General features: G+C 50.7%; 32 protein-coding genes. 14 read left to right on the top strand and 18 right to left on the bottom strand.

Going from position 1 to position 26564, the window contains the following annotated elements:
• The first annotated feature begins 10 nt into the window (after positions 1–10).
• The 3 genes from ITJ87_RS08370 to ITJ87_RS08360 are packed head-to-tail and all read left to right on the top strand — an operon-like array spanning position 11 to position 2454.
• Entirely contained in the window at positions 11–1030 is a 1020-nt protein-coding gene (locus tag ITJ87_RS08370) for an LPD29 domain-containing protein (RefSeq protein ID WP_008778735.1), read from the top strand.
• Between the two features lie 10 nt (positions 1031–1040).
• Entirely contained in the window at positions 1041–1742 is a 702-nt protein-coding gene (locus ITJ87_RS08365) for a hypothetical protein (protein WP_005636610.1), read from the top strand.
• Position 1743: 1 nt separating this feature from the next.
• On the top strand, positions 1744–2454 hold the full coding sequence (locus ITJ87_RS08360; protein WP_005840921.1) for a hypothetical protein: 711 nt from the start codon (positions 1744–1746) through the stop codon (positions 2452–2454).
• Positions 2455–2512: 58 nt separating this feature from the next.
• Here the strand turns inward: ITJ87_RS08360 and ITJ87_RS08355 are convergent, their stop codons facing one another.
• On the bottom strand, positions 2513–2857 hold the full coding sequence (locus tag ITJ87_RS08355; RefSeq protein ID WP_005636608.1) for a hypothetical protein: 345 nt from the start codon (positions 2855–2857) through the stop codon (positions 2513–2515).
• Positions 2858–3187: 330 nt separating this feature from the next.
• Between ITJ87_RS08355 and ITJ87_RS08350 the strand changes: the two genes are divergently transcribed.
• The 7 genes from ITJ87_RS08350 (at position 3188) to ITJ87_RS08320 (ending at position 8918) form a co-directional block, all read left to right on the top strand.
• The gene (locus ITJ87_RS08350; RefSeq protein ID WP_005942846.1) at positions 3188–3478 is read left to right on the top strand and encodes a DUF4120 family protein; all 291 of its coding nucleotides are present in this window, start codon (positions 3188–3190) and stop codon (positions 3476–3478) included.
• Positions 3479–3759: 281 nt separating this feature from the next.
• The gene (locus ITJ87_RS08345; RefSeq protein WP_005636603.1) at positions 3760–4038 is read left to right on the top strand and encodes a hypothetical protein; all 279 of its coding nucleotides are present in this window, start codon (positions 3760–3762) and stop codon (positions 4036–4038) included.
• Positions 4025–4846, top strand: a complete 822-nt coding sequence (locus ITJ87_RS08340) for a DUF4121 family protein (RefSeq protein ID WP_005636601.1) — start codon at positions 4025–4027, stop codon at positions 4844–4846. Before ITJ87_RS08345 ends, ITJ87_RS08340 begins: the two co-directional genes overlap by 14 nt.
• The gene (locus ITJ87_RS08335) at positions 4833–5573 is read left to right on the top strand and encodes an N-6 DNA methylase (protein ID WP_032557856.1); all 741 of its coding nucleotides are present in this window, start codon (positions 4833–4835) and stop codon (positions 5571–5573) included. Before ITJ87_RS08340 ends, ITJ87_RS08335 begins: the two co-directional genes overlap by 14 nt.
• Before the next feature lie 32 nt (positions 5574–5605).
• On the top strand, positions 5606–6841 hold the full coding sequence (locus tag ITJ87_RS08330) for a hypothetical protein (protein WP_005636598.1): 1236 nt from the start codon (positions 5606–5608) through the stop codon (positions 6839–6841).
• 12 nt (positions 6842–6853) lie between these two features.
• Positions 6854–7735, top strand: a complete 882-nt coding sequence (locus ITJ87_RS08325; RefSeq protein WP_196096326.1) for a hypothetical protein — start codon at positions 6854–6856, stop codon at positions 7733–7735.
• A gap of 28 nt (positions 7736–7763) precedes the next feature.
• On the top strand, positions 7764–8918 hold the full coding sequence (locus ITJ87_RS08320) for a hypothetical protein (protein WP_005828713.1): 1155 nt from the start codon (positions 7764–7766) through the stop codon (positions 8916–8918).
• Between the two features lie 68 nt (positions 8919–8986).
• Here the strand turns inward: ITJ87_RS08320 and ITJ87_RS08315 are convergent, their stop codons facing one another.
• From ITJ87_RS08315 to ITJ87_RS08255, 13 genes are all read right to left on the bottom strand, one after another.
• Entirely contained in the window at positions 8987–9466 is a 480-nt protein-coding gene (locus ITJ87_RS08315) for a hypothetical protein (RefSeq protein ID WP_005828716.1), read from the bottom strand.
• The gene (locus tag ITJ87_RS08310) at positions 9463–9924 is read right to left on the bottom strand and encodes a DUF3872 domain-containing protein (RefSeq protein ID WP_005828717.1); all 462 of its coding nucleotides are present in this window, start codon (positions 9922–9924) and stop codon (positions 9463–9465) included. The genes ITJ87_RS08315 and ITJ87_RS08310 overlap by 4 nt, the downstream gene beginning before the upstream one ends.
• A gap of 21 nt (positions 9925–9945) precedes the next feature.
• A complete protein-coding gene (locus ITJ87_RS08305; RefSeq protein WP_005828719.1) occupies positions 9946–10533 on the bottom strand; it encodes a conjugal transfer protein TraO in 588 nt (195 codons plus the stop codon).
• Positions 10530–11444 carry a conjugative transposon protein TraN gene (traN, locus tag ITJ87_RS08300; RefSeq protein WP_152635350.1) on the bottom strand — a complete coding sequence of 305 codons (915 nt, stop codon included), beginning with the start codon at positions 11442–11444 and terminating at the stop codon, positions 10530–10532. The genes ITJ87_RS08305 and traN overlap by 4 nt, the downstream gene beginning before the upstream one ends.
• Positions 11445–11493: 49 nt before the next feature.
• On the bottom strand, positions 11494–12801 hold the full coding sequence (traM, locus tag ITJ87_RS08295; protein ID WP_005828723.1) for a conjugative transposon protein TraM: 1308 nt from the start codon (positions 12799–12801) through the stop codon (positions 11494–11496).
• A complete protein-coding gene (locus ITJ87_RS08290) occupies positions 12752–13051 on the bottom strand; it encodes a TraL conjugative transposon family protein (RefSeq protein ID WP_005656892.1) in 300 nt (99 codons plus the stop codon). Before ITJ87_RS08290 ends, traM begins: the two co-directional genes overlap by 50 nt.
• Positions 13048–13671 (bottom strand): conjugative transposon protein TraK, encoded by a 624-nt coding sequence (gene traK / locus ITJ87_RS08285; RefSeq protein WP_005636947.1) that lies wholly within the window; start codon positions 13669–13671, stop codon positions 13048–13050. Before traK ends, ITJ87_RS08290 begins: the two co-directional genes overlap by 4 nt.
• A 122-nt stretch (positions 13672–13793) precedes the next feature.
• Positions 13794–14807: a conjugative transposon protein TraJ gene (traJ, locus tag ITJ87_RS08280; protein ID WP_005656893.1), complete on the bottom strand. Its 1014-nt coding sequence runs from the start codon at positions 14805–14807 to the stop codon at positions 13794–13796.
• 2 nt (positions 14808–14809) lie between these two features.
• A complete protein-coding gene (locus ITJ87_RS08275) occupies positions 14810–15439 on the bottom strand; it encodes a DUF4141 domain-containing protein (RefSeq protein ID WP_005656895.1) in 630 nt (209 codons plus the stop codon).
• Positions 15436–15792, bottom strand: coding sequence for a DUF3876 domain-containing protein (locus ITJ87_RS08270; protein WP_005636939.1), 357 nt, complete (start codon positions 15790–15792; stop codon positions 15436–15438). Before ITJ87_RS08270 ends, ITJ87_RS08275 begins: the two co-directional genes overlap by 4 nt.
• Entirely contained in the window at positions 15789–18323 is a 2535-nt protein-coding gene (locus ITJ87_RS08265; RefSeq protein ID WP_005828729.1) for a TraG family conjugative transposon ATPase, read from the bottom strand. Before ITJ87_RS08265 ends, ITJ87_RS08270 begins: the two co-directional genes overlap by 4 nt.
• A complete protein-coding gene (locus ITJ87_RS08260) occupies positions 18320–18646 on the bottom strand; it encodes a DUF4133 domain-containing protein (protein WP_005656899.1) in 327 nt (108 codons plus the stop codon). Before ITJ87_RS08260 ends, ITJ87_RS08265 begins: the two co-directional genes overlap by 4 nt.
• A 5-nt stretch (positions 18647–18651) precedes the next feature.
• The gene (locus ITJ87_RS08255) at positions 18652–19038 is read right to left on the bottom strand and encodes a DUF4134 domain-containing protein (protein ID WP_074668503.1); all 387 of its coding nucleotides are present in this window, start codon (positions 19036–19038) and stop codon (positions 18652–18654) included.
• Positions 19039–19594: 556 nt separating this feature from the next.
• On the opposite strand from ITJ87_RS08255, the gene ITJ87_RS08250 reads away from it, so the two are divergent.
• Together ITJ87_RS08250 and ITJ87_RS08245 are read left to right on the top strand one after the other, a co-directional pair.
• On the top strand, positions 19595–20605 hold the full coding sequence (locus tag ITJ87_RS08250) for a hypothetical protein (RefSeq protein ID WP_117974745.1): 1011 nt from the start codon (positions 19595–19597) through the stop codon (positions 20603–20605).
• Positions 20606–20637: 32 nt separating this feature from the next.
• Positions 20638–21777 (top strand): AbiH family protein, encoded by a 1140-nt coding sequence (locus ITJ87_RS08245; protein ID WP_196096325.1) that lies wholly within the window; start codon positions 20638–20640, stop codon positions 21775–21777.
• A gap of 466 nt (positions 21778–22243) precedes the next feature.
• On the opposite strand, the gene ITJ87_RS08240 is transcribed toward ITJ87_RS08245, so the two are convergent.
• From ITJ87_RS08240 to ITJ87_RS08225, 4 genes are all read right to left on the bottom strand, one after another.
• Positions 22244–22912, bottom strand: coding sequence for a DUF4122 family protein (locus ITJ87_RS08240; protein WP_005828739.1), 669 nt, complete (start codon positions 22910–22912; stop codon positions 22244–22246).
• Positions 22900–23349: a DUF3408 domain-containing protein gene (locus ITJ87_RS08235; protein WP_005828741.1), complete on the bottom strand. Its 450-nt coding sequence runs from the start codon at positions 23347–23349 to the stop codon at positions 22900–22902. Before ITJ87_RS08235 ends, ITJ87_RS08240 begins: the two co-directional genes overlap by 13 nt.
• 8 nt (positions 23350–23357) lie before the next feature.
• Positions 23358–24152: a ParA family protein gene (locus tag ITJ87_RS08230; protein ID WP_005828742.1), complete on the bottom strand. Its 795-nt coding sequence runs from the start codon at positions 24150–24152 to the stop codon at positions 23358–23360.
• Positions 24153–24590: 438 nt separating this feature from the next.
• Positions 24591–24872: a hypothetical protein gene (locus ITJ87_RS08225; protein ID WP_230391798.1), complete on the bottom strand. Its 282-nt coding sequence runs from the start codon at positions 24870–24872 to the stop codon at positions 24591–24593.
• A gap of 4 nt (positions 24873–24876) precedes the next feature.
• Between ITJ87_RS08225 and mobA the strand changes: the two genes are divergently transcribed.
• Positions 24877–25299, top strand: a complete 423-nt coding sequence (gene mobA, locus ITJ87_RS08220) for a conjugal transfer protein MobA (RefSeq protein ID WP_005840900.1) — start codon at positions 24877–24879, stop codon at positions 25297–25299.
• Positions 25284–26531 (top strand): conjugal transfer protein MobB, encoded by a 1248-nt coding sequence (gene mobB, locus ITJ87_RS08215; protein ID WP_005636905.1) that lies wholly within the window; start codon positions 25284–25286, stop codon positions 26529–26531. Before mobA ends, mobB begins: the two co-directional genes overlap by 16 nt.
• Positions 26532–26564: the final 33 nt, after the last annotated feature.

The following is a 26564-nucleotide window of genomic DNA, read 5'->3' as shown; positions in this document are numbered from 1 at the left end:
ACTTATGGCTATGACTTATTTTCAGAACATACACTCTCTGGCGGACTTGAAGAAAGAATACCGCCGGCTGGCATTGGAGCACCACCCGGACAAGGGTGGTGACACCGCAATCATGCAACAGGTGAACACCGAGTTTGGAAGGCTTTTTGAGGCTTGGAAAGAAAAACCGGATATTCCCTCGACCTCAACCGGATATGAATATGACTATCCGGGAGCCACGGCAAAGGAATACACCAAGTATGTGTATAACGAATACCGCTGGAAAGGCCGCAATTACAAGGGGCAGCACGCTCCTGAAATCGTGGGACTGGTACGGGCATGGCTCAAGGAGACCTATCCGGGATACAAGTTCTCTGTCAGACGGGAGAATTGCCACTCCATCCATATCCGGTTGATGAAAGCGGATTTCGAGGCGTTCACCAAAGAGTCCGGAAAAGTTCAAGGCGATGTCAACCACCATCATATCCATTCAGACAAATCCTTGACGGACAGGGCAAAGGATGTAATGGTGAATATCTGCGATTTCATCATGTCGTACAATTTCGATGACAGCGACCCCATGACGGACTATTTTCACACCAACTTTTACCTGACGCTCGGAATCGGAAGTTACAAACAGCCGTACAAGGTGGAACCGCCCAAACTCGGCAGCAAAGACAAGCCGGAGATATTCAAGCATCCGGAAGGTCCGGCACACGAGGCAATGCGCCGGGCATTGGGCAAAGCGCGTTTCGGCTTCATCGAAAGCCGGAAGTATGCCGGGGAAATAATTCTGGGGGAAGACTGTTTCGGCTCACGGGGCGAAGTCTATTTTTGGCCGAAGGAATATTCAAGCGCAAAAATGGCCCAAAAACGCATCGACAAACTGGAGGAAGCCGGAATAAGGTGCGAACTCACCGGCTATAACGGAGGATACATCCGCCTGCTCGGATACACCCCTGAGATGAGAAATTCCCTGGAACGGGAACGTCAGGAGTATGCCGCCGCGTATCAGGCATGGTACTCAAAACAGAATTTAAAAACAATCTGATTCAGAAATTATGGATACAAACAATTTGGACAAGTGGTGGTACGGACTTCCGGAAAACACCAGACAGGCTATAGGAAACGATGGGATATGGGAAAAACTGGATATGCCGTCCCGTTCGGCGCTACACCGGTATTCCCGGCTTAGAATTTACGGAACGGCAAAGGACAGGGATGAGGAACGCACGCTGCTCAATGAAATCGCGTGCGGACTGGGCGACCTTGCCCTTGTCCGTAAAAACGGCATCGCTTTGGAGAAAATGTGCAACGGGAACGGGGAATTTTACGATGAATACCAGGAACAGTTCGACATATTATATGACAATTACGGACATACAATAGAAAATATAAGCTGGCCGGACTGGATCGGACATACAATTCCGACAAACAGGGAACTGGTCCGGTTATTGGAACATCACGGTTACAAGCGTATGGAAATCGATACCGACAGAAGAATCCCGAAAACTTTCTATGTTTTCCGTCGTGGGTTGCACATCAACGCAAGCGAGGACTTGTCTTACCACATCGTACCGCAACAGGACAGTTTCGGACTGGGGCGTTTTGCGGTATGCGCTACCAAAGACGGTGAAAGCTCCCAGCTGGGAACTGACTGTGCCCGGCTCTTTTTGAGGCGCTTCCTTGCCTTCCTGAAGGGTGAAAGAAGCGGGAAAGAGATTATAGATGAAATATGCAACAACCGACAAACTGAACGATAGTATGAAAGCAAAAGTATTCAAGTACAGGTCTGACGGGAATACCGTCGTGGCTCCTTATATGGAACTGGAACCGTACGCCGAGAATGTATATCTCTCCCTGTCTAGAAAGAACGAATATGGGAATGAGGACGATGACTGTTTCCATGTGGTCTGCCGGATTGAAAACGTTTATTTCTCCAGCGGGCAGTATTCACGCCGGTTCCTCAACGGAGAAAACCGCAGGGACGAAACTGCCGCCTATTGCAGGAACTGGATCGCGGATACGCTTCAGGGCGCGGAAAGAGGAGCCTTTGTCAGGTTGATCTCCGTCCGCGTGTTCGAGGCTCTCGGACTTGACACCACCCCCCTGGTGCAAGCCCGTGAGGCATACAAAAGGAGGCAGGAACAGAAACGCAGGGAACAGGAGGAGAAAGAGGCGGAAGAGCGCAGAGCGCGGGAAGAGCAATATCAGCGGCTGCTCGATGAACAGAAACAGAAATTCCTGGACGGGGAACGGATCACGGGAGGAATGTTCCTTGAAATCACCGGAAGGGACGGTTTTGACATCCATATCAGAACCAAAGGGACATTCAACAGGCATGTAAGAGGCATTGACAGGAACGGAACCGTCAGTTACCGGAAAATCAAAGGTCTCCGGACTCCGGACTTTACCGGATGCCATAAGGCCGTGGGCGATTATCTTGCATTTATAACAACAAGAAAGGGCAAATAATAAAACCTGGCGGTAACGGCGTGCTCCATGCGGCTGTTACCGTTGCCGGCTTCCGGACTCACAACTTACGGTTCAGCGCCATCGCCAACGGAAACATAAACCGGTTATAGGCCTTGAGCTTTTGCAAATTCAGCGCATATCCGGCATAGGGGCTGGTCAGATCGGTATAGAAGAATACATCGGTAAATCCCGCGTGTTCCTCCACAATTTCACCATCCAACGGAATCTCCTCCACATTGAACCGCTCCAGAGGCAGCTCTTCCAGACGGGCATGCTCCGCATTGCCCAATACGTTCAGGTTGCGGTTAAACAGCACGAATCCTTTCTTCCTGTAATCCACACGCATACCATACGGACGCTCCACAAGGAAAGCATCCGCCGCTTTCTTTATATAGTTTTCCATGATCCTGAAATTAGAAACTGCAAAAATACACCATTTGTCCGGCAATGGCGAACAAATCAGGAAGATTATCTCCGGAAGCCATACAAGATCCCGCAACAAGGAACAACCGCATATTTTATTTCCCACCCTGCAAAGGTAGTCCCGTGTCCTGTGTACCCGTACAAGGTCAGGCCCCTGCGGGGTTGGCTGAAAGAAAATCATCTTCGCTTCGCTGCGGTATTTTCTTTCGCCAAACCTTGCGGGTACGGCCACGGGACTGTCAGGCAGGCGAGAAATAAAAATACCGGCTCCCGGAGCCGGACGTGTTTAACAGATAAAAATACAAAAGTCATGAAAATCCTGAATGAAGAACATTTCGAGAATGTAAGGCGCTATGCCGAATCCATCGGTGACACCTCGCTCCAAAAATGTCTGGAACGGTTGAAAAGCTGGGAAGAAAACCCTGACTGTCCCTGCGAAATCTCACTCTACTACGACCATGCCCCGTACTCGTTCGGCTTTACACAGCGCTATCCCGACGGAAGGACAGGTATCGTGGGAGGTCTGCTCTATCATGGAATACCTGACAGATCGTTTGCCGTAACATTGCAGCCGTTCCACGGATGGCAGATACATACCTGAAAAACATGAGACTCGACAATGACCGAAAAGCAGACTTCAGAACAGAGAATCCGAGGTCTGCTTTTTCATTTCTTGCTGTAAAGATAGCCGTTTCCCGGGCTGATTGCGCAAGGCGGCCCCTTTCAGGGGCTGGGTTGGCTGAAAGAAAATCATCCTCGCTTCGCTCCGGTATTTTCTTTCGCCAAGCCTTGTCGCAATCCCCGGCAAACAGGCCGGAAAGACACCAAGAAATAAAAATGCCTACCCATGTAGGCCGATGTTTTACTTAAAAAAGAACGGATATGGAAACACTGGATTATAACCGGCTGCTGCTTGTCTCTCTGTGGCAATACAACCACCATGGGGATGAAGGGCTGACTCCCGCACTTTTCGAGGAAACGTTCGGAAAGGTCTATGGAAGTCACTGCTACGAAAAATGGACCGGCTACTTCAATCAGAATCTCTGGGACATGATTGCCTATTTCAGAAGCGAGAAGGAGAACGGACAGAAGTTCTGTGATATGGTTGCCCGCCAGGTCAAATTGTACCAACAAAAACGCTCTCAATATGAAGTACGGTAATTTTTATGATTTGGAAAGCCTGACTCTGCTCAACAGGCATGAAGGGTGTGCCTGTTCCATAAAGGAGTGCGACGTGGAGAAGGTGAACCGGCTGATTTCAAGGATGCGGGAGGACAGGGAAAGAGTCAGTTTACCGACCGCAGGGGATGTCGTCACTTATACTACCCGTGGCGGTGACTATTATCCGCAGGCACACATTGAAAGGGGCGATGACCGGGAAGTCCATATTTGCCTTCTCCCACAGACACCTTTCTGCCATGAAAATGAAAAGTGTACCGGTTACAATACGGAAGGAGGCCCTTGGGTTATAACCGGTCCGGAATTGCTGCTTCCCGATGGCATACGCAGCAAACAGTTCCGGATGTGGGGGCATACCGGAAGGCACAGGAACGGTGCCGTCCTCTTCCACACATTCGTCAGGGCATGGAAATACACGGAACCCGATCCTCTGTACGGAAAGTACACCACAAAAGAATGGACGAGATACATCATCGAGTGTCAGCCGGATATTGAACCGGCTGATGCCTTTATCTATCGGAATGAGTCATTCACCCTTTACTCGCGGGAAGAACTGGAGCGGCTGGTCGGGATTCTGCACGGAGAACTTTTCAACGGATTCCGTCCCGGTCTGTTCATACTCTGGGCATACCGTATGGAATGGAAGGAACTTCCCACATGGGAATGGAACATGCTGAAAGCGGAAACGCACCTCTTTTTCCTTGGCGTCTCCCCCGTCAAGATACGGACAGACCATAACGGACATACAGTAACCTTCTATAAAAAAACAGAACAATATGACACGCTATGAGACATCCCCAGAAGTCCGGCCACTTGAAAAGACAATCTGTGAGTTTGCAGGCTTGAACGGGTACGATCCGATGAACGTGTTCACAGATTTCCTGCGTTACGTCATACACGGATTCTCACCGGGCGCTCCTCCGCTGAAAGACTGGAGGTACAAGCGGCAGCAGAATGCCGCATTCATGAAAATGTTTGCGGAATGGGTGCGGCTCATGCAGAAGCAGCTGGAGGCCGCATCCTGGTATGACGCGTTAGGAGACCTTTTCATGGCGCTCAGTTCCAGAAAGGGACAACAGGCGCAAGGGCAGTTCTTCACTCCCGTACATATCTGCGACCTGATGGTAATGTGTACGGAAACGGACGGAAAAAAGACCGGGCAGAGGATAAACGACCCTACCTGCGGAAGTGGGCGTCTCCTGCTGGCATATCATGTACGCCACCTGGGTAATTATCTTGTCGCAGAAGATGTCAACCGTACCTGTTGCCTGATGACCATATGCAATATGCTCATTCACGGCTGCGTGGGGGAAGTCATCCACCATGACAGCCTCTGCCCCGAAAACTTCATGGACGGCTGGATGGTAAACCATACACTGACCCAGACGGGCATTCCTTCCATTCGCCGGATGAGCGAGGAGGAATATCGGACAAGCAGGAACATGTCCGTTGACCTGCTCAGAAAGCAGAAAGAGAAATTGCGCCAAATGCAGCCGGACAAGAAACAATTGCCATAAAAACATGGCAGAATTTATAAACAATAAAACGAATGATTATGAAACTGAATGTTAGCAATGAATTGAAATCCCGCCTGGTGCATGCGGCGGAAAACGGAAGTGTGATAGCCAAAGACATCCTTTCGGAAGTAAAAAAGAACGTACCGGTGGAAGAGATCATACGCGGTACCTACAACTGCTTCTCCACCAAGCGCAAGCGGACGGAAGCGGGCACGTTCAAGAAAATCCGAATCGTGTTCACGGCCTGCAGCAAGGATCTGGCCCATCCCAGTTTCCCGGACCGGAACAACCCGCAGGCACCCTGGTTCCCGGAGAACCGGACAGACCTGGAACCCTCCACGTTTGTGGAACTGTTCAAGAACCTGCCCAAGTACTCACCCGACGAAATCAATTATTTCTGTAGTTCTCTCTCATTGGACAGCAAAGTCACGGTCAGGCTGCATGAAAGCATGAACGACTTCATGGAAGCCTATCTGGAAAGCAACTACAGCCCCATCTCCGACAGTGACACATCCAGCCTGCACAGTTCCTGTATGCGGTATGAGGACAAGGCACGCAACGCCGCTGACTTCTATACCAACTTCGCCGGCGCTAAAATCCTTGTGGCAAGGGACGAGAGCAACAACATACTCGGACGGGCTGTCGTATGGAACGAGGTAACATTGTGGAAATCAATAAACACACCGATTGCCGCCTCCCTGCTGGACCGCATCTATTCCTCACACGCATTCGTCGCCGAACTGATCCGCAAGCAGGCGCAGGAGGCGGGCATCCTGTTGCGACGCAGATACAACGATTATACACATACAACGGATTTCACCGTACTGAATCCCATTGAGGGGCAGGAATGGGCGGCCGGAGACAATATACAGGTTTCATTGACGGTGAAAGTGCCCGCCTGCAGGTGGCACAAGAAAGGGGTGCCTTACCTCGACACGTTCTACAGCCTCCATCTGACGGACGGTAACCTGGAACTGAGAAATACGGAGGGCGACACGAGCATAGCCACCTGCCGGAGCACGGAAGGGCGCGCAAACAGGAGAAAATATGTATGTCCCAAATGCGGAAAGATACATTCCTTTCCGGATACGGCATTCTGCAAGAATTGTCAGGACATGTTCTATATATCCACCGTATTCGGAAAAGTACTGAAAGGCACGTCCGCGGAATACAAGGGAAAGAAATATCCGTCCTTCCTCTTCAAGAAGGGACGTCCCGTACCGGAGTTCAGACGGTACCTGCAAATCGAAAAGTTGTTCATCTCCTGAAAAGTCAGTATCATGGAAAAATTAATGGCTCTTTACAACATCTCCTCCCCCTCCGGCAAGGAGGGGAAGATGGCCGGGTTCATCATCGGGGAACTCAGGCGGATGGGTATTCCTTTCCGGCAAGACCGGCACGGAAACATCTACGCGGTCAAAGGCAACCGGAAAAGCTACCCCTGTGTCGTGGCGCACATGGACGAGGTACACCGGCGCAAGACAGGCACCTATGCAGCCCATCTTGTGGCGGACTCGATGATTGTCGGCTATGACCGCAAGCGTAAACGGATGGCCGGAATCGGCGCGGATGACAAGAACGGCATCTGGATCTGCCTGAAATGCCCGGAGGATTTCAAGGCGGTGAAATGCGCCTTCTTCGTACAGGAGGAGATAGGATGCATAGGCAGCGGCCATGCCGACATGTCCTTCTTTTCCGACTGCCGTTTCGTCATCCAGTGCGACCGGAAAGGGAACGGGGACATGGTGACACAAATCAACGGAATGAGGCTCTGCTCCAATGAGTTCATTTCGGCAGTAGATCCCCGGAGGTACGGTTACAAGCCTGCACAGGGGCTGGCTACGGATGTGGCGGCATTGAAAAGGAACGGGCTGGAAGTATCCTGCGTCAATCTCTCCTGCGGATATTATGAACCTCATACGGACAACGAGTACACCATCCTGGCGGATCTTTGCAAGTGCTACCGGTTTGTCCGGCACATCATCTGTTGCCATAAGGAAACCAGCACGCATATACCGGAAACGGAAAGAAAACCCTTCCCCGGATATTATGAACTGTTCGGAACGGCCGGATATAGCGAAAAGGATTATATCCGTCTGTCAGAAGAGTACAGATCTGAATTTACTAAAACAAGCAGGACAAGCCATAAGAACAAATTGTAATTTATCAACGACTTTAAAAACAAGAAATATGGAAGCAACAGTCATGCCGGCCACTGCACCGGTACAGAAACAGCAGGGACTCAACCAGGTAGTCATCAACAAGGTACGGCGAATGATAGAAGGCAGGCAGGGGGATGTCATGGACACCATCAACCGTCTGCTCAGTGAGGGACGGATCGCGCAGGATTTCATCGCTCCCATCGGGGTAAGCCAACGTAGCAAGGAACGCCCCGTTATCTCTTTCAAAGCGGAAGGAAGGGTACAGATGGCAATGCCCGAAGGGAACTTCAACCTGCACGGCAACGCCATAAGCCAGATTTCGGAGAAGATGGGCATTCCCGCCAAATACCTGCGCGAGCTTTCCGCCGGGGATGTTTGGCAGAAACAGTTGTGCGCCACCATCCTGAACGAGCATTCGGGATGGACCGAGCGTACACGGGTACTGATACGGGCGGTAGGAATGGAAGTCCGGGGCGTATTGTCGGACTCCTACCGTCGGCTGAACTCGGTGGATATCCTGACCGCTTTCATCCGTGAGGCGGGAGGACAGGGGGCGGTCGTGTCCGATGCCTATATGAACGACACGAAAGTATGGTGTGAGACAATCCTGCCCACTCCGATAGAGATACCCACCCGTAAGAACGGAACGGTCATCATCTTCGCAGGAGCACGCTTCTCCACATCCGACTATGGCAACGGATCGGTGGACATGCGGTCGTTCCTGCTCAACGGGGCGTGCCTGAACGGGATGGTCAGGGAGTCCGTCATGCGGCAGATACACCTTGGAGGCCGACTGCCGGAATCCCTGTCCCTCTCCCAAAAGACCTACGAACTGGACACGCAGACCACCGTATCGGCTGTTTCCGACCTGACCAAAGGACTGTACAGCAAAGACACCATCATGCAGAAGGCCATCGAAATTCAAGGAGCATCGGAAATTGACGTGGATTTCGACAAGGAACTGAAGAATCTGGTGCAGAAAGGAGCCTTGTTGAAAAACGAAGGACGCGAGGTGGAAAAACTGCTGATGAACAACAATCCTGACGACGGAGTGACAGGCGGGGCCACGCTCTGGAAACTGACACAGGGAATCACCGCCTTTGCAAGGGAACAGCAGCCGGAACGCTGCCGGGAACTGCATGAAATATCGGGGCAGCTGATGAACCGGGTAAAGGTAAATTAAGAGTGGCTAAGACTAAAGCCGTGAACGGCGATGGCAAGCGTCCGTTCACGGCTTTGCATAATTTCAATCTACGGTATATAGAACAGTTCAAACTCCTCTTTTCTTCTTCTCTCTATGCCTGGAATGACTTTCCCCCGATAACAGCGGAACGATACATATTCCCTGTAAATATCCCGGTTGCCGCTGTCCAGTTTCTGAATCAGTCTGCTTTTAGGTATTTTGCCGTTTCCGATCAGACGGTAACAGCCTACATTAAAGCCTAACAGACTTAAAAGAAGCGAGTCTTTTCCATATTTACGGAATACGTTCAGGCACCGTTCAAGGTCGCATCTCAAAAGTGAGTCCGCCTGTGCCTCACTCAGGTTCTCGGTCAGCTTCTCATGGGGGAGCAGGCGGTGTCCGTAACCGATGTAAGGCATTTTCCCCCGGTGCCAGCCTTCCCACCGCTTGATGCAGGCTACCGCCTTATCCTTGTCAGACGGGGGATTTTCCGCCTTGCCATACAGAACAAGTGACAGAAAAATCATAATAACCGGTATTCTTTTCATGCGGCCTCCGTATTATTGTCTTCCTCCTCCGCATCCTTTCCATTGAAATCATATGTCAACTGTTGCAGATTTCCCCAATTGTCTTCAAAATAGAGGTCTATGGTCTGTGATTCCTTGCCGCTCTGCGAGGTATAGTAAAGACGGAATTTCCATTCGTTCAGCAAATAACGGTCATTGGGTTTCAGTACCGTTCCGTCCTCCATCTTCAGACTGCCCTTTCCGTCGGGCTGGAAATACCTCAGCGTATAGACAGTTCCGGAAAAGTTTCCTTCCGGCTTGATTTCCAGACGGATTTCCACCGTCTCACCGTTTACGATTTCGTCCGCCACCGGCATGGACTCCACCGTGAACGGGTATTCTTGTCTGATATCCAGCTCATTGTCACAGGCGACAAGGGCAAGAAAGGAAAATACCATGCAACAGGCTGTCATCATAAAATCAAGGATTCTTCTTTTCATGGGTATATGTTCTTTTTAAGGTTAGAAAATGTATTTGACTCCGGCTCCATACTGGAAATGGCAGCGGCCGGAAGCGCCACCCCATACAAAACGTTCACGCAGGCGTATCAGCAGGGCTATCCTGTCCGACAGGTATCCCTCCGCTTCCAGTGTCACCGCGCCTCCATAGATGAAGGACTCATACTTGCGCAAGGAAGCTCCGTCATCCAACAGGCGGTTTCCGTTGTTCACGGCCTCGTAGCCCAGCAAGGCGGAAGCGCCGAGGTTCAGAAAGAAAGACTTGCCGGATGTGGAAAGGATTGTATGATAATAACCGCCTTCCCCTGTATATTGCGACAGTGGGACATACGTGTTCCGGTAAGGGTTATTACGTTGTAGCATCTCACAGCCAAACACCCACTGGTTCCCTTTCTTTGTGTAAGTGGCAACAGCCAGCGAAAAGGCGTAGCCCGCATCATGGCGGTCTGCCCGGCTGTAAAAGCCGTCGGCCATTTCAGCGGTAAAGCGGACGGATTTCATCCCCGGCAGCCGGCGCTGGGCTTCCGCCTGCCCCGTAAAGAGGGCAAGCAGGAGGATAATAAAGATGAAGTTTCTTTTCATGGCACTCATCTTACTTTCAGTTCATTGACAGTCTCGGCGCGTACAAGGTCTTCGTTCTCCACCTCAAACGACTGATGGCGGCCACCCTGTTTCTCGTACATCTCCACGACCAGCTTCTTGCCGTCGGGGATGGTGAACTTGGGCAGGGCGAACACCGTCCGCTCGTTCTTCTTCCCGTCCACACGGGTCACATAGTTGAAGGCACGCAGCGGATAGATAACCTGCTCCTGCATGGCGGTACGCTTCACGATTTTCTTGTCTACAATCTTGAAAGTTACGAAGTCCACATCGAAAGGCACGTGCGTGGCGTTCTTCACCTCGGTATGGAAATAGAGCAGCTCGCCGTGTGCGTAAAGCCCCTTGAGCAGGTATTGAACCCCGAACCGCTTGCTGCCGATGTGCTTGACCTTGCGTTTGTCCTGCCCATACACGGATTTCATGATCAGCCGTACCAGACGGGGCGACTCCCCGGCGAGTTCCTGCAAGTAGATTTCCATCGCATTGTTCGGACGGTTAACCGACTCCCCGTCATGGATGAAGTCGCACATCTCCACGTTCAGCAGCAACGGCTCGTCGGCATACTTGACGTTGAATGTGTAAAAGTTGCCGTCCTCGGTTATCACGCTCATATTGGTTTCACTGCGGAAATGTTTCCGGGTCGCCTTCACACGGATGACGTTTTCCGCACCGTTCGCCTTGCCCGCTATCAGGTTGGGGGAACCCAAATCCACGTATCTTACGGGAGAGGGGAAAATTATATGTACAGTCTTGTCATACGTGATTTCCAGACCATGCGGGGGAATCATTTGGCTGAAGCCGATCTTGCGGCTCAATCCCTCGTAATAATCCCCGCTGCCTTGCTGCGCGTATGCAGCCACTGCGCCCATAATCAGGGCAAACATCATCAGAATCTTCTTCATGTGCGTTCTTGATTGGTTGGTGAATAAATGGTTGGTTTCTTTTCTCTTTTCATTTTTCGGGAGAGTGCAGCAACAGCCGGTGTCCGGCTTTTAGGGTGATTTTCACCGCACGCATTTTCTTTTCCACATATTGCGACACGCCCTGTATTACCCCCTTGCCCACGTCCGAGGCAATCTGCGCCCCGGCATCCGTCGAGATGTTGATGCTGCTCCCCATTGAGGCGCCCATACCCGCGGCTATCTCACGCGCCGCATCATACTCCATCGAGTTCGGCACGAGGATTCCCCGCTGTCCGTCGGCATCATATACCTCCAGTTCCACAGGAAACAGCGTGCCCTTGTATTCCACCGTCTCTACAAGGATGTCCATCCGCTCCCCCTGGATGCGTGTACCGCCGGTCAATACCATCCCTTGGGGAATGAGCCGGTCGTCCACCGCCATCGGCTCCAGTAACCGGATGCGCAACACCTGCCCGTCCGATACGGTCTGCGTGCCGTGTACACAGGCGGCGATGGTATTCCTGCCGGAAGGGAGTGTCCTGCCTATAGGGGTGTGGAAACCGGTATTCCTCTCTCCCGCAAATTCGGCGATGAAATCCTCATTGCCCATAGGTTGTGCAAGCGATGACACCACCTGATTCCGTACCTGTTTCACCGGGCGGACGGCTGTCCTGTCTTTCCGGTCGCTCCGGCCATTCACGGCAGCCGGGGCATCCGGTTGCTTCCCGTTGTACCGGGCGGCCAGCTCGTAAGACTTTTCCAGCAGTGCCATCTTTTCTTCCAGGGTCTGTCCTTCCGGCTGTCCTTCCGCCGGTCTCTTTTCTTTTTCCAGTTCCTCTATACGGCGGAGCAGATCGGCATTTTGTTGGTTTTCATTCCGGGTATATACAGCACCCAGCGAGCGGTTCATATTCCGGTAGGCTTCCGCAGAGGAATGGACGGAGCCGGGGGATTTCCCCGTTTCCGGTTCCGGCGGAAGTTCCGTGTTGGCTTTTCCTGCGGTAAGGCCGGCAGTATCCTGACTGTCCTTGTTGAGCAGCTTGGACATCTCCTGGAAGGTTCCCCTGCGCCATTTTTCCTTTTTAGCCAGTGCTTCCTGCTCGTAGGCGCTTACCTTGTCGCCCTCCATTTCCGAATCTTTCGGCGAGGGCATCTCTACGTTGAATCCCTTGCCCTTTTCCTTTTCCGCCTTCTCCTTTTCCGACGGGCTGAATACCAGCAGGAGAAATCCGGCGCACAGCAGGCAGAAGAACGGATAGACAATATACCTCGCGCGTCGGCGCTTCTCTTCGGGAGTCAGCGGCTTGTCACTCGACAGCCCCAGCCGTTCCCTGATTTTCTGAAAGTCCATTTTCATGTTTCTGGATGTTTGAATGAATGGTTGTTGTTTCCGGCCGTAACATGACGGGCCGGATATGCCCGGTTTTCATGTCGCCCTTCCGTTCCCCCAAACGGGACACGGAAGAGACAACCGAGTACAGGCAGGCTGCCGTGAACAGAAGCGAGACGACACTTGTCAAGACAATGCGCTGCTTCCCGGTCAGCCGGCGGCAGAACAGCCGGATACGGCTGTCCGCACGTTTTAAGACGGCAGGTTTCCCTCTCATCGTTCCACACTCCTTATATCCCTGTTCTCCAGTATGGTGAACTGCTCGATGATGAACCCGTTGGGATTGTCGTCCGAACGCCCCGTATTCTGGAGCGAACAGGAGGTGACAAGGCTTCGCTCGGTCACGTTGCTCTCACGGATGATCAGCTGCCGGGCATATGTACGCGCCTTGTAGGGATAGGCGGCAAAGTCGCACACCACGCTGTCCACGTGTACCACCTGGTTGATGTTGCCCGAAATCAGCCGGTTGTAATATCCCTTTTCGGCAAAGTCCACATAGTAGTGATAGGCGCTCTTGTCCGCCAGCTGCAGGGCACGGCCTATATTGTGCTCGATCGCGTCCTTCTGCGGGGAGAGCGAGAAGAACAGCTCGTGAAAACGCCGGACGTGTTCCCGCGCCTCGGCGGGGCGGTTCTGTGAAAGATCCTGCGAGAGGGCGAGCATCAGCGACTTGCCCTTATCCAGCACATAGATCTTTTCCCGTTGCTTCTCGGCGAAACGGTACGAGCTCCACAACGCATAGCCGGTAATGAGCGCACAGCAGCCGGTAAAGACAGCCAGCATCAACCGGATACGCCTGAAGCTGCTCTCAATGTTGGTCAATGACTTGAATTCCATTTAGCGAATGATTGGTTTGAATGAATAAATAAATGTTCCGGTATGACCGGGCGGCTCCTTCCGACAAGTCGCCAACCCGGTAATCCAAGTTGCCGACTCACGGAAACGGGTTGCCATAGAGCCTATTTGCCCCGCAGCCTTCCCCCGATATTCCCCAGTACGGCACCGCCCGTCCCGGCAGCGAAACCGCCCGCTTTCGTGGCCGTGCGGTTCAGGTTACGGCTGAAGTTTCCGGCTCCGCCCGCCTGTACGATCCAGCCCGCCACCGTCGGGACGGTGAAGTACCCGATAATCCCTATCAGCATGAATATGATATAGACGCTATTTGAGTTGTCTATCGAGTAGTCGGGGTTGTTCTGTAATTCCAGAATGTCATTTTGGAGCATCAGCACCTGGAGCTTGGCGAGCAGGGTGCTGAACAGGTCGCTGACCGGAAGCCAAAGGTAGACGGATATGTACCTCGTGAACCACTGCCCGAGCGTGGACTGGAAACCGTCCCATACGCTGAAGGCGAACGCCACCGGTCCCAGTATGGAGAGCACGACAAGGAAAAAGGTCCTCACGGTGTCTATCAGCAGCGATGCCGCCGCGAATATCAGTTCCAGCAGGCTGCGGAAGGCGTCACGGATTTTCTTCTCCAGATTGTACATCCCCACCTCCACGTACATGCCCAGGCGGGAGGCGGTATCTATGGTTGACCAGCCCAGCTCGTCCAGCTGACGGTCGAATTCCTCGTCGCTCACCAGGTAGGCGGTTTCGGGATTGCGCAGCATGGCCTCCCTTTCCAGTTCCTCCTTCTGCGCCCTGTACTGTTCCATATCCAGCGTCTGCCCCTCAAGCATCTTGTGCGTACCCTGTACTATCGGGCTGAGCACGGTGTTCAGCGTGCCGAGCACCAGCGTGGGGAAAAGCAGGATGCAGATGCCGATGGCGAAGGGACGCAGCAGGGGATAGACATCTATCGGTTCGGCACGGGCCATCGACTGCCACACGCGGACGGCGACATAGAACAGGGCACCCAGCCCGGCAAGTCCCTTTCCCACGTCCATCATGTCCTTGCAAAGGGGCTGCATATCGTCATACAGGGTCGCCAGTATGGTATGCAGGTTGGCAAAATCTATCGACAACGGCATCATGGCTACCAGTATTTGGAGGTTTCATTCCCGTAAAGCCGCATCACCCGGTCCAGGTCGTTCTTCTTTCTGGCACGGAGATAGCTCACGGCGATGTTCTTGTTCGTGTAATAGCTCACCAGGTTGCGGTAGCGGCGCATCTCATAGTAGCAGCGGTCCACCACGTCCATGCGGTCCTTGTCGGTCATGGAGAGCGTGCTCACGTTGATGACCTGCCTGAGATCCTGCAGCACGCCGTTGCTCTCCTCCAGCAGGCGGGTGTAGCCGAAGGCGATGGCGTCCAGCTCGCGGGGCGAGAAGTTCCCGTCGTTCATCATCTTGCCGAAGTTCGTTACATAGATGTCGGACACGTCGCCCACCATCAGGATGATGTCGCGCACCTTGCGGGCGTCCTGTATCAGGTCGTTCACCGCCTTTAACTGGTCGTAATACTTCTTGGCCTGCTCGTAAATCTTCACCGTCTCCGCAAAGCTGTCGGCCGTATTGACCGCCGTTTTCGAGGTATGGGCGATGTTGTCCGACATGTTGATGATGCTTTGGGCAAGGTTGCCGGGATCGGTCACCACCCACTGGGCATTGGCGCCGGTGCCGCACAGGGCGAGTACCGTTCCGATCAGGAGTGACTTCGCTTTCATGGGCGTTCCTCCTTCCGCACATAGTCACCGTTCGGGGAGAAGGTCAGCACGTCGGCGGCCTCGTTGTAGGAGATGTCGATGCGGTGCCCCGTGTTGATGAACAGGTTCCCGTTCTCCTCAACCAGCAGGTAGGTCTGAGGCCTGAGACGGCGCATCTTTCCGCTACGGGCGAACACCGTCACCTTGTAGGCTTCCCCTTCCTTATATACCAGCACGTCCGGCTTGCCTTCCACGCTGCTCCACGAGCCGCAGAGCTTGTCACGGTCGGTGCCGCTCTCCGAGCAGCCTTGCAATACCATGGCGGCCATACCGATCAGGCACACCGCCAGTCTCATAAGGGATTTGTTTCTCATTGTTCTCTTTTTGGGGTTGATACTTGTCTTTGTTCCTCTCGTTTTCTCTCTGCCATCCGGCGGATGGCAAGTTCCAGGTTGCCGTCCAGCTCCTCGGCAAGCCGTTGCACTTCCAGTTTCTCGGACTCTTCCGTCGTGAACGTGAAATACTCTTCCGCGCTCACTTCCGTAGCATAGACCGCCGAACGGGTGCCGCCAAGCCCTATCCAGACTTCACGGTAAAAACGTCCGGGATGGTTCGCCTGGTTGATGGAGAGTATCTGGCTTTTCTCTTTCTCCGTCAGGCCGAGCAGCCGCTGGATATGCTCGAACTTGTTCATGTATTTCCGCTGGTCCAGAAGGATCTTGCAGTCGGAGTTGTTGATGATGGCCTCCTTCACAATCGGGGAGCTGATGATGTCGTCCACCTCCTGGGTCACCACAACGGCCTCACCGAAATATTTACGGACGGTCTTGAACAAATATTGGATATAGCCGCTCATGTTGGCGGACATAAGGGCTTTCCAACACTCCTCTATCAATATTACCTTGCGGATTCCTTTCAGACGGCGCATCTTGGCGATGAAGGTCTCCATGATGATCAGCGTCACCACAGGCAGCAGCACCTTGTTGCCGCTGATGTTGTCCAGCTCGAACACGATGAACCGCCTGTTTGTCAGGTCCAGTTCCCTGTCGGAGTTCAGCAGGAAGTCGTAGTCGCCACCCTTGTAGAAAGGCTCCAGCACGTTCAGGAAACCGTCGATGTCGAAATCCTTCTCGCGTACCTTCTTTTCCGCTATCATCCGGCGGTAGTCACCGTCCACGAACTCGTAGAAGCCGTTGAAGTCCGGCCTTGCCTCCCGATTCCCGGTAATTTTACGGATATAGGCGTTCACCGCTCCCGAGAGCGCCACCTCTTCCGAACGTTTCGGCGCCTCGTCCTCCCGTTTCCACAAGGTCAGTATCAGAGTCTTGATGCTCTCGCGCTTTTCCACATCGAACTGTCCGGAATCGGTGTAGAACGGGTTGAAGGATATCGGATTGTCCTCCTCATACGTGATGTAGATGCCGTCCCCGCCGCGTGTGCGGTCGTGGATCATCCGGCACAACCCCTGATAGCTGTTGCCCGTGTCCACCAGCAGGATATGCGCTCCCTGCTCGTAATAGTTGCGCACCAGATGGTTGGTGAAAAAGGACTTGCCGCTGCCGCTTGGTCCCAGGATAAATTTGTTGCGGTTGGTGATGATGCCCCGTTTCATCGGAAGGTCGGAAATGTCCACGTGCACCGGAATGCCGTTCTGCCGGTCCGCCATGCGGATGCCGAACGGACTGGGAGAACTTCTGTAATTGGTCTCCCCGGCAAAGAGGCAGACCGCCTGCTCCAGGAACGTGTAGAATGACTCTTCGGCAGGAAAGTCGCCCGCATTGCCCGGAATGCCCGCCCAGTAAAGCACCGGGGTGTCGACGGTGTTGTAACGGGGGGTGCATTCCATCATGGCAAGCTGGCTGCCCGTGTCGTTCCTGATACGGCGGAACTCCTCCGCATCCTCCGCCCAGGCGATGACATTGCAGTGGCATCTGACGGGAAGCACTCCCTTGGTATGCGCCTCGTCCAGATACATCTCCGTCCATTCCTGGTTCACGGCATTGCTCCGGCTGTACCGTGACAGAGAGAGCATGTTGCGCGAGTTCTTCTCCATCATCTGCAGGATTTCCTGCGCGTTGTCGATGAACACGTACTGCGAGTAGATGTGGTTGCAGGAGAGCAGCAGCCCCACGGGTGCGGCGAAGGAAAGGCGGCAGTCGCTCCTGTCGGTGGACATACGCTCGTAGCGCATGTCGGTGGAGAGCTTGCCCGGCAGGTCTTCCGTATCCGAAAGTGTGTGCAGGCAGAGCCGCTTGTCCCCGATACGCATCCGTCCGGGCTTGAGGCAGATGTCCTGCAGCACGGCGGTCCCGTCCTCCATCGAGAGGGAGAGGTATTTCTCCACCAGCCCGGGATGTTCCTTCGTGCCGGTAATCTCCTCCGTTTCCAGGCGGCGCAGCCGGATATGGGCGGAGTCGTTCACGATATGCTCGAACTGCTCCACCGCTTCCAGAAAGCGGGCCGCCATGTCCTTGTCGGTAATCTCCCTGGGCAGCAGGAATCCCCGGCAGAGGGTGCTGAAGTCACTTTGCCGGCGGTTGCGCTCACGGGTGGTCTTTGTCAGATACAGGTAACAGCGGTGGTTCAGGTACGGCCTCTCGTTGAAGTGCCGCTCATAGCTGCGCGAGAGGAAGCTCTGTTCCTCCCCGCCGTTTTGGGGACGGTAGCTCTCCTTCGTGAACCAGTCCTGCTTGCAGACGATGCTGTGCTCGGGCAGTACCCTGGCGGCCTTTATCCAGGTGGAGTGCATGGCCTCATACTCTTCCGCCGTCACCGTGTACAGCTCGGGAAGCTCCACCTCGAAGGCCACGGTCAGGTCGGCGTCCTTGCTCACGATGCAGCCGTTCTCCACCGAGAGCAGGGGGAACTTGCGTTCCAGCGTTTCCGCTTTCAATACATTTCTCATGATTGTCGTTTTTTTCTTTTTGCAAATAATCTGAAAACTCTCTTGCGGTGGATCAGGTAGCGCGGATGGCGTTTCTCCGCTAGCAGCTTCATAAGACCGTGTTCGCCGTAGCGGGCGTTCAGCCGGAACACCGCCCATGCCAGCAGACCGCCGGATACGGTCCCGAAAGGGATGCATATCCATTGGTCCACGCCTGCCAGGTAAAGGATGACTACCGCCAGGAGCACCGTCACCAGACCGCCCGCGAAGACGAACAGGTATTGTGACTTGAGCCCCTTGAACTCGACGGGATTGCCCGCCCCCTTGTTTACAGAATACTCCATACCGCTTAGAGGAAGAAGGAACGCAGGATGGTGGCGGCTACAATCAGAAAGATGCAGGCAAAGAACCAGCTGGCGGCGGTTTTCGAGGTGTCGGGATCACCGCTGGAGAACTTGCCGTAGGTCTTGATGCCGCCCACCAGGCCGAGCACCGCACCGATGGCATAGCACAGTTTGGTGGCGGGATCGAAATACGAGGTCATGAGGCTGGTCGCCTCGTTGATACCGGCAAGGCCCTGGCCTTGGCCCTGCGCGAAAGCACCGGCGGCAATCGCCGCGCACATCACTGAAAAAAGGATTCTTCTCTTCATTGTCGAATCGTTTGGGTAAGACATAAATTTGAATTCGACGGCGAAGATAAAAAGGGATAATACGCTGTTATTCAGAGGTGTCATCAGATGTCGCCAGATGTCATCAGATGTCATCCAACAAGTGCTTTTGCGCGTCTCTACAGAGATTTTCAACACTGTTTTACGTCATTGCGGAGACGCTTACCTCAAGCATAATACATGATTAATTGATGATTTTGGCACAAACATGGATTGTTCAAACGGTTACATGTTTTTCTGTACCATTTATATAATTGCCATACAAAAGCCAGCAAATTCCATAAAGTTGATTTCTTGTCAAAAACGACTATTATTGATATTGGATTAAAATAGCTATATTTGCATATCAAACGCAGTTTTATGGCCAATGTAAACAGGTTAAAAATAGTATATCATGTAGTAGTGTATAAAGAGAGTAACAATATCACACCTTGATAAGGCATTTTTAAGTAATATATCTGTTTATATTCAAGAACAGCCAAACAGAGAACAATAACTTTCATACTTATAAGTATGAACAATGAAATTATTGTGCCTGAAACAAAACGAACAAAATATGAGGCCGTAAAATAAAGCATGATGCAACAATTGCTTACGGGCAAAATATTTAATCAGTTAGTGTATGAAGAAAAAACTTAAAGATTTGTATTGCCAACGCCCTCATGTCGTGATAGTTGGAGCTGGTGCTTCAAGAGCGGTCATGGGAAAATCTTGCCCGACGATGAATGAAGCCATTGAACAGGTTGGGTTAGATAGGATCCTTGAAGGATTTATGTTAGAAACGAAAAGCAAGAATCTTGAAGATATATATAGTGAGCTGTTTAGACGTGGTGATGAGTGTAAAAACGCACGGATAGCAATGGAAAAAAAACTTTATGAATATTTTTCAAATGTGCAGCTTCCATCCTTCTTGACCATCTACGACCTTTTGATTCTTTCGCTCACAGAAAAAGACTGCATTGTATCCTTCAACTGGGATAGTCTGCTTATCCAAGCATATAACAGAGTGGCAAAGATTACCTGGAACAGACCAAAGATTCTGTTCTTGCATGGAAATGTGGGGGCTGGTGTGTGCAAAGACTGTATGACCTTTGGTCTTATACAAAACTATTGCAGAAAGTGTGGCAAACCATACAACGCTGTTCCTTTGCTGTATCCTGTAGAACAAAAGGATTACAACAGCGACAGCTTTATCCGTGACCAATGGAGTGTTGCAAAGTACTACATATCGAAAGCAGGCAAGGTAACAATCTTTGGGTATAGCGCACCTTCTTCTGATAAGGAGGCAAGTGAAATACTTAAAGCTGCGTTCTCTAAACATGATGGTGTTCATAGATTGGATGCAGTGGAAATAATTGAACGTCCCGGATTCAACGCGAATGAAATATCAGAAACTTGGCAGTATTTCTTTTCATTGACCAATTACCATTCTGACATTGTGGACTCCTTTTATAATAGCTACTTGGCGCAGGCACCTCGCCGTACCTTGCAATACCAATACCAACAATTCATTAGAGGATGGTGGGGACAACCAAAGATACACTTCTCAAAACAAGATACTTTTGAGTCGGTGGAAACGCTTTTAAAGCCACTTCTTGTAAATGAAGAGCAAGGAGATTATTCTATAATTTAAGTCAATAACACTAACATCATCATTACAACCGAATGAATAGACTTGTTATCATAGGAAACGGATTTGACATGGCACATGGCTTTAAAACAAGTTATATGGATTTTATCAACTGGTATTGGGACCAACGAGTGTATACTTTTTCCGGTAATACTACAAATGTATCAGAAGATTGCCTTTGCCGTTTGGTTATCAAAGATAATGTAGGCATTAATTGCTGGAATGTTTTTGTCTTCAACAACTCATGTTTTTTTAAGGATATCTATCGTAAAGAAAGATACTCAGGAAGCGAAGTTATTCAGTATATCAAGGACCAACCAAACATTTTTTCTATTGAATGTTGCCCTTTTTTTAAAACTATTCTGCAATCAATAGAAACCAAAGGATGGGTGGATATTGAAAACAACTATTACCAACTGTTGAAAGTTGGCATGGATAGCCCTGGTTGTAATTATACAATCAGTGAGTTGAATGAACAATTTGCATTCCTTCAAGAAAAATTAATTGAATACCTCCATACAATAGAAACAGACAATGTAAGGAATGACCTTCAAAATGCAATAATTGACTTCTTTGATCCTGCTGATTTCTCAACAGAAGGAAAAAAGAAAGCTCTGGATAACATTGGGCTGGATATATCCAGCCTTGCAGATGTTGAATACAATTATGGAGAACGCGATAAACTTATCCCTAAACGTATCATGTTGCTGAGTTTCAACTATACAAAAACAGCTAAGATGTATGGTAACTTTAATATTACCCACAATTATATTCATGGCGAATTAGAAAAACCTGAAAATATAATTTTTGGCTATGGGGATGAACTTGACAAAAGTTACCAGTCTATTCTTGATATGAATGACAATGAGTTACTTAGATATGTCAAATCCGTTAAATATTTAGAAACAAGACATTATCATGATTTGCTCGAATTTCTTTTAGCTGCACCTTTTCAAGTTTTGATAATGGGGCATTCTTGCGGAAATTCAGACCGAACATTACTAAATACCGTCTTTGAACATGAAAACTGTGTTTCCATAAAGCCGTTTTATCATAAATGGGAAGATGGCAGAGATAATTACTTGGAACTTGTTCAAAATATTTCCCGAAACTTTACTAATATGAAGTTATTCAGAGATAGAGTTGTGAACAAGGAGCAATGCAAAACCATGTAATGGAACACTAAATTTAAATGTGATTTTTTCTATGATATCTTGTTATGCACATAAAGTACGACAAAAATATTGTGCAAAAGGAAGCAGGGAAACGGATTTTCATCCATTAGAAAAAGTAAGGAGCTGGCTTGGTAAGCAGCTCCTTACTTTTTTATAGTCGTTTATAGGTCTCTTATAAAGAAATTTCATTTAATAAATTGAGTTATAGTTTTTCCTGTCAGCAAATCAGGATAATTTCATTCTTTTACTTTTGAATCGTAAGCAACAGTGAGGAAGTATCCGATTTTCTGAGTTGTCCCCGTGATTTCTATGTTTTGAGTGTTTGTTCCTTTCTATGACCCTTAACAAAAGACAAACTTCAACCTTTTTCATAGATTATAGAAAAATACAAAGTTGGGTACATAATGAATATCCTATATATAATATTCAACAATATGGAATTTTGTGGCATAATAGCATATTACTTTCAGACCAGCTTCCTCCAGTCTGCGACAGGTTTGGAAACGTTCCTCTCTTTTTTTAAAGGCAGAGCATTCCCTTCCTCATCCACATACCTTTCCATCAGCTCCTCTATCAGTTTCTTGTTCTCCACCTGGGAGGAGAACAGCTCGAACATGTCCGTTTCCCGGATGGCACGCAGTGTCATGGCGGCCCGGTATGATTTGTCCTCATCCGAACCGGCACCGTCCAGATTAAGCAGCACGTCACCTACATTGAGCAGGTCGGCAGGAGTGACTGCCGGAACAATGGCTTCCGCCTCGGGAGAACGGCTGTCCAGCTCCTCCTGTTCGTCTTTCAGCATTCTCATCTCCTCCAAAGGCAGTTTGCATTCCACTTCATCTTCCGGAATATCCTCATCCTTGCCGATAAGGTCGCTTCCCATTTCCAGTTGCTGGCTCATGTAAGGGGCAACGGTCTTTCCGGCATTCTCATCCAGATAGACAAAACGGGTGGCCCCCATCACATCTGCCGCATTTTCCGGATTCCGGTGGTGGCCCTTCTCCATTTCCGGTTTCTTACGGGGAGTATAAAGCAGATCGCATATCTTACCTATTCTCTTTTTCTGCTCCCATACCTTATATAATAGATAAGCGGTACAGCCGAGCCGTATTGACAAATAAACTATTTCTTCCATTCTATCGGTTTTTGTGTGGCTTCCTGATTATATATCTCATTGATGATGTCCTGGTACCTTTCCAGATGGTCTGACAGGACGCTGCTTAGAAACATCGGGACGGACATGTCCGGCGCAATGACCGGCAGCACCCTGGCAACCGCCCTATACAGGGAATCGTGGATATAGGTCTGCCTTCTGGTACCCGTCAGCTTTGCTTCCAGAAAACGCAGCCGGTATTCATCGGCACCTGATGCCTCATCCGGAAATTTTCTTGTTTGCTGTTTTGGGGAATCGGCAGAGGTTTTCTTCTCCTGTCTCTCCCGGGAAAGGGAGGGCTTTATTTCCGGAGTCTCAGCCGGAGCTGCTGTTTCCTCCAATGCCGTGACATCCCCCGCCATCATACGCTTCAGGGCATCCTCGTCCACCCGGTAATCCGTTCTTCTCTTGGTAGCCATGATGATTCCTATTTAAGTTTCAGTATGGTTTCCATCTCCGCAACCAGCAGATCCAGATTGCTGCCTTTCAGTGCGGCGGCTGATGGAGGGAACAAGGTGCTGCGGAACAGGGACCCCTTCATCCCGGAATCTTTGTTGTAGCGTTCCGCACTGGGAATGACGGTCTCCAGCACCGGCAGTTTCAGAGAGCGGAAAATTTCGGTATAGCCGTTATACAGCCCTTTGGACACCCGTTTGTCCATCCGGTTCCAGAACATATGGATGCCACGCAAGGGTACGTCCGCATGCCGGTGCATGTATTCCCTGATGGCAAGGACAAAAGACATGCTGCTCCGCATTACCATCCTTTCCTGTGTAATCGGAGTGAATACATAGTCCATATTGATTACGGACTGGAAGACACCGGGCACATTCACGGTACCGGGGAGGTCAAAAAGGACAAGGTCATAGTCCAGCTCCGACTTTTCGAGAAAGCGGCCGGCCGTCTCCCTGGCTTCCTCCGGGGTGGAGTTCAGGATGCTGTAGGCTTTCCTGCCGCTTGTTCCGAACTGTTCCACCAGCAGGTTTTGCAGATGCACGTTCTTTTCAATGTTCCCCACTTCCCAGTCCCGCATGGCACTGATGCTGTGCTGTGGATAATCACAATCCACCACAAGTACGTTATATCCGTTCAGGTAATGGAAATAACTGGCGAGCAACACGGTGAACGTGGATTTTCCCACACCGCCTTTCTGATTGCTCAAAGCGACAAATAAAGGTTCTCTCTTCATAGGCTTGAATTTAGAGTGTATGACTTGTTTCATATCTGTCTGGATTTTTTCGTTTCATCACACGGCAATGCATCCGTTGGTATATGGCAATGACGCATTGCTTGCCTGTTTGCATGAATACATTGCATACCATATCGCATCAGTGTAATGCCGGTTGCCGGAGGGTGTTGCCGTATAAGGTGCATTGCATTCATGCAATATGGAGTTCAATGTACCCCATACTGCATTGCACGGATGCAATGTGTCCCGTCATGCAGGACTGCCATGCGGCATATATGGCATTGCGCATACATGGATGATACCGCATTCGCGTCATGCACCACCTGTGGCAGGCAAGCAATACACCTTACAGGACAATGTTCCAATGTATGCCCTCATGCACTGTGCCAAAAGTAGTGGCTATTTTTGAAACTTCCGCCAACATTTCCCCTACCTGACATCAGATGTCGTCAGATGTCATCAAATGTCATATCAAGCACTGTTTACCAATCGGTTATCACTGTCTAATTTTGCAAAACCGGAATCAGACAATGGAAAGGAACTGACTTCGCCGGACCACAGCACGCCGTGAACGTCGCGCAGCAATCCGACGAAGGAGGATTCTCTGTTCAAGCGAACAGAGCAAGTTGTGTCCTTGTCCGACAAAAAGTCTTTTGTCCGACAAGAACCAACTTGCCCGCCCAGAGGGGCGGGGGAATCCGCTCCAAAGTCGCGGATTCTGGAAGAGAAAAAAGTACAAACCAAAAATCTCATGTGTATGGAGAAAACAACAGGGACAAGGACGGGCAGAAAGCCTAAAAATGATCCGGCGGACCACAAGTACAGTTTCCGCCTGAACGCCGAGGAGAACACAAGATTTGAAAAGTTGCTGGCGGATTCAGGAGCCGGCAACCTCACGCTGTTCATCAAGAAATCCATCTTCTCGGGACAGATAAAGGTCGTGAAAATAGACAAGGCGACGATGGACTATTACATCAGGCTGACAGAATTCCACAAACAGTTCCAGGCTGTCGGCAACAACTACAACCAGGTCGTCCGTGCCTTGAAGAACAATTTCGGGGAGAAACGGGCGATGGCATTGCTCTATAAGTTGGAAAGATTGAGTCTTGAGCTGATGCTCATCTGCAAAAAGGTCATGGCGCTAACCCAGGAATACGAGCGGAAATGGTTGCAAAAATAAGCCATGGCATGAGTCTTTACGGAGCGCTTGCTTATAACTACGAGAAGGTAGCGGCTGGTACGGCTGAGATTCTTTCCGGTAACCGTATGATTTCCGACCGGCTCGGATTGCCAAGCGAGGACATGCGCTTGGCATTGCTCTCTTTTGAGAATTACCTGCTGGCAAACCGCAATACGGAGAAGCCCGTCCTGCACATTTCCCTTTCCCCAGCACCGGAAGACCGGCTGACCGACGGGCGGCTGGCAGAACTGGCGGAACGTTATATGCAGAAGATGGGGTATGGGAATCAGCCTTACATCACCTACAAACATGCCGATACACACAATACCCATATCCATATTGTCAGTGTCTGTGTGGATGAACAGGGGAAAAAGATCAGCGATGCCTACGAGCATCGGCGTTCCATGACCGCCTGTCGGGAGCTGGAAGTGGATTTCGGTCTGCGAAACGGAGCGGATGCGGAAAAGCGGAATCCAAAAGCGGAACTAAGAAAGGTGGACGCTTCCTTGGGAGATGTCCGCCATCAGGTAGGTAATACCCTTAAAGCCGTATTGGAAAGCTACCGTTTCCAAACCTTCGGGGAATACAATGCGCTGCTTTCCACGCTCAACATCGAGGCGAAACAGGTCAGGGGAGAATACAACGGTACCCCATATACCAGTATTGTATATTCGGTCACGGATGATACCGGCAAGGTTGTCAGCCCACCGTTCAAAAGTTCCCGATTTGGGAAACGCTTCGGAAATGAACAGTTGGAAAAGCGGATGCTGATAAATCTGAAAGCTCTCAAAGATGGGAAATGGGCCCCCTCCATACAGGCGGACATCGTTCGTGCCTTGCGGCAGGCGGATTCACAGAAACGGTTTGTGGAACTGCTCGGGCAAAGGCGTATTGATGTGGTTTTCCGCAAGAATGAGCGGGGACGTATCTATGGTGTCACCTTTATTGATCACAACCATCGGGAGGTGTTCAACGGCTCACGCATGGGCAAGGTGTTTTCTGCCAATGTGTTCAACGACTATTTCAAATGGTTGGAAAACATACCCGAAAAGGAACGGGGCGGACATTCCGCTACAGAACTTTGGCAGCATCACCGTCACGAATCCTCTAGCACGCTCGAACTGGCGGCAGGCATTTTTTCCTTGGAAACCAATCCGCGGGATTACGAGGAGGAAGCCTTTGCACGCCGCATGAAGAAAAAAAAGAAGACCGGACGCAAGCGTGGCATTTAGACAAAACAAGTATCAACCCATTTATATACAATT

Origin of the sequence: Bacteroides sp. HF-162 (genome assembly GCF_015679285.1) — a bacterium.
Taxonomy (GTDB): domain Bacteria; phylum Bacteroidota; class Bacteroidia; order Bacteroidales; family Bacteroidaceae; genus Bacteroides; species Bacteroides uniformis.
Note: the sequence above shows the minus strand (reverse complement) of the source record. Positions and strands in the feature narration are given on the sequence as shown.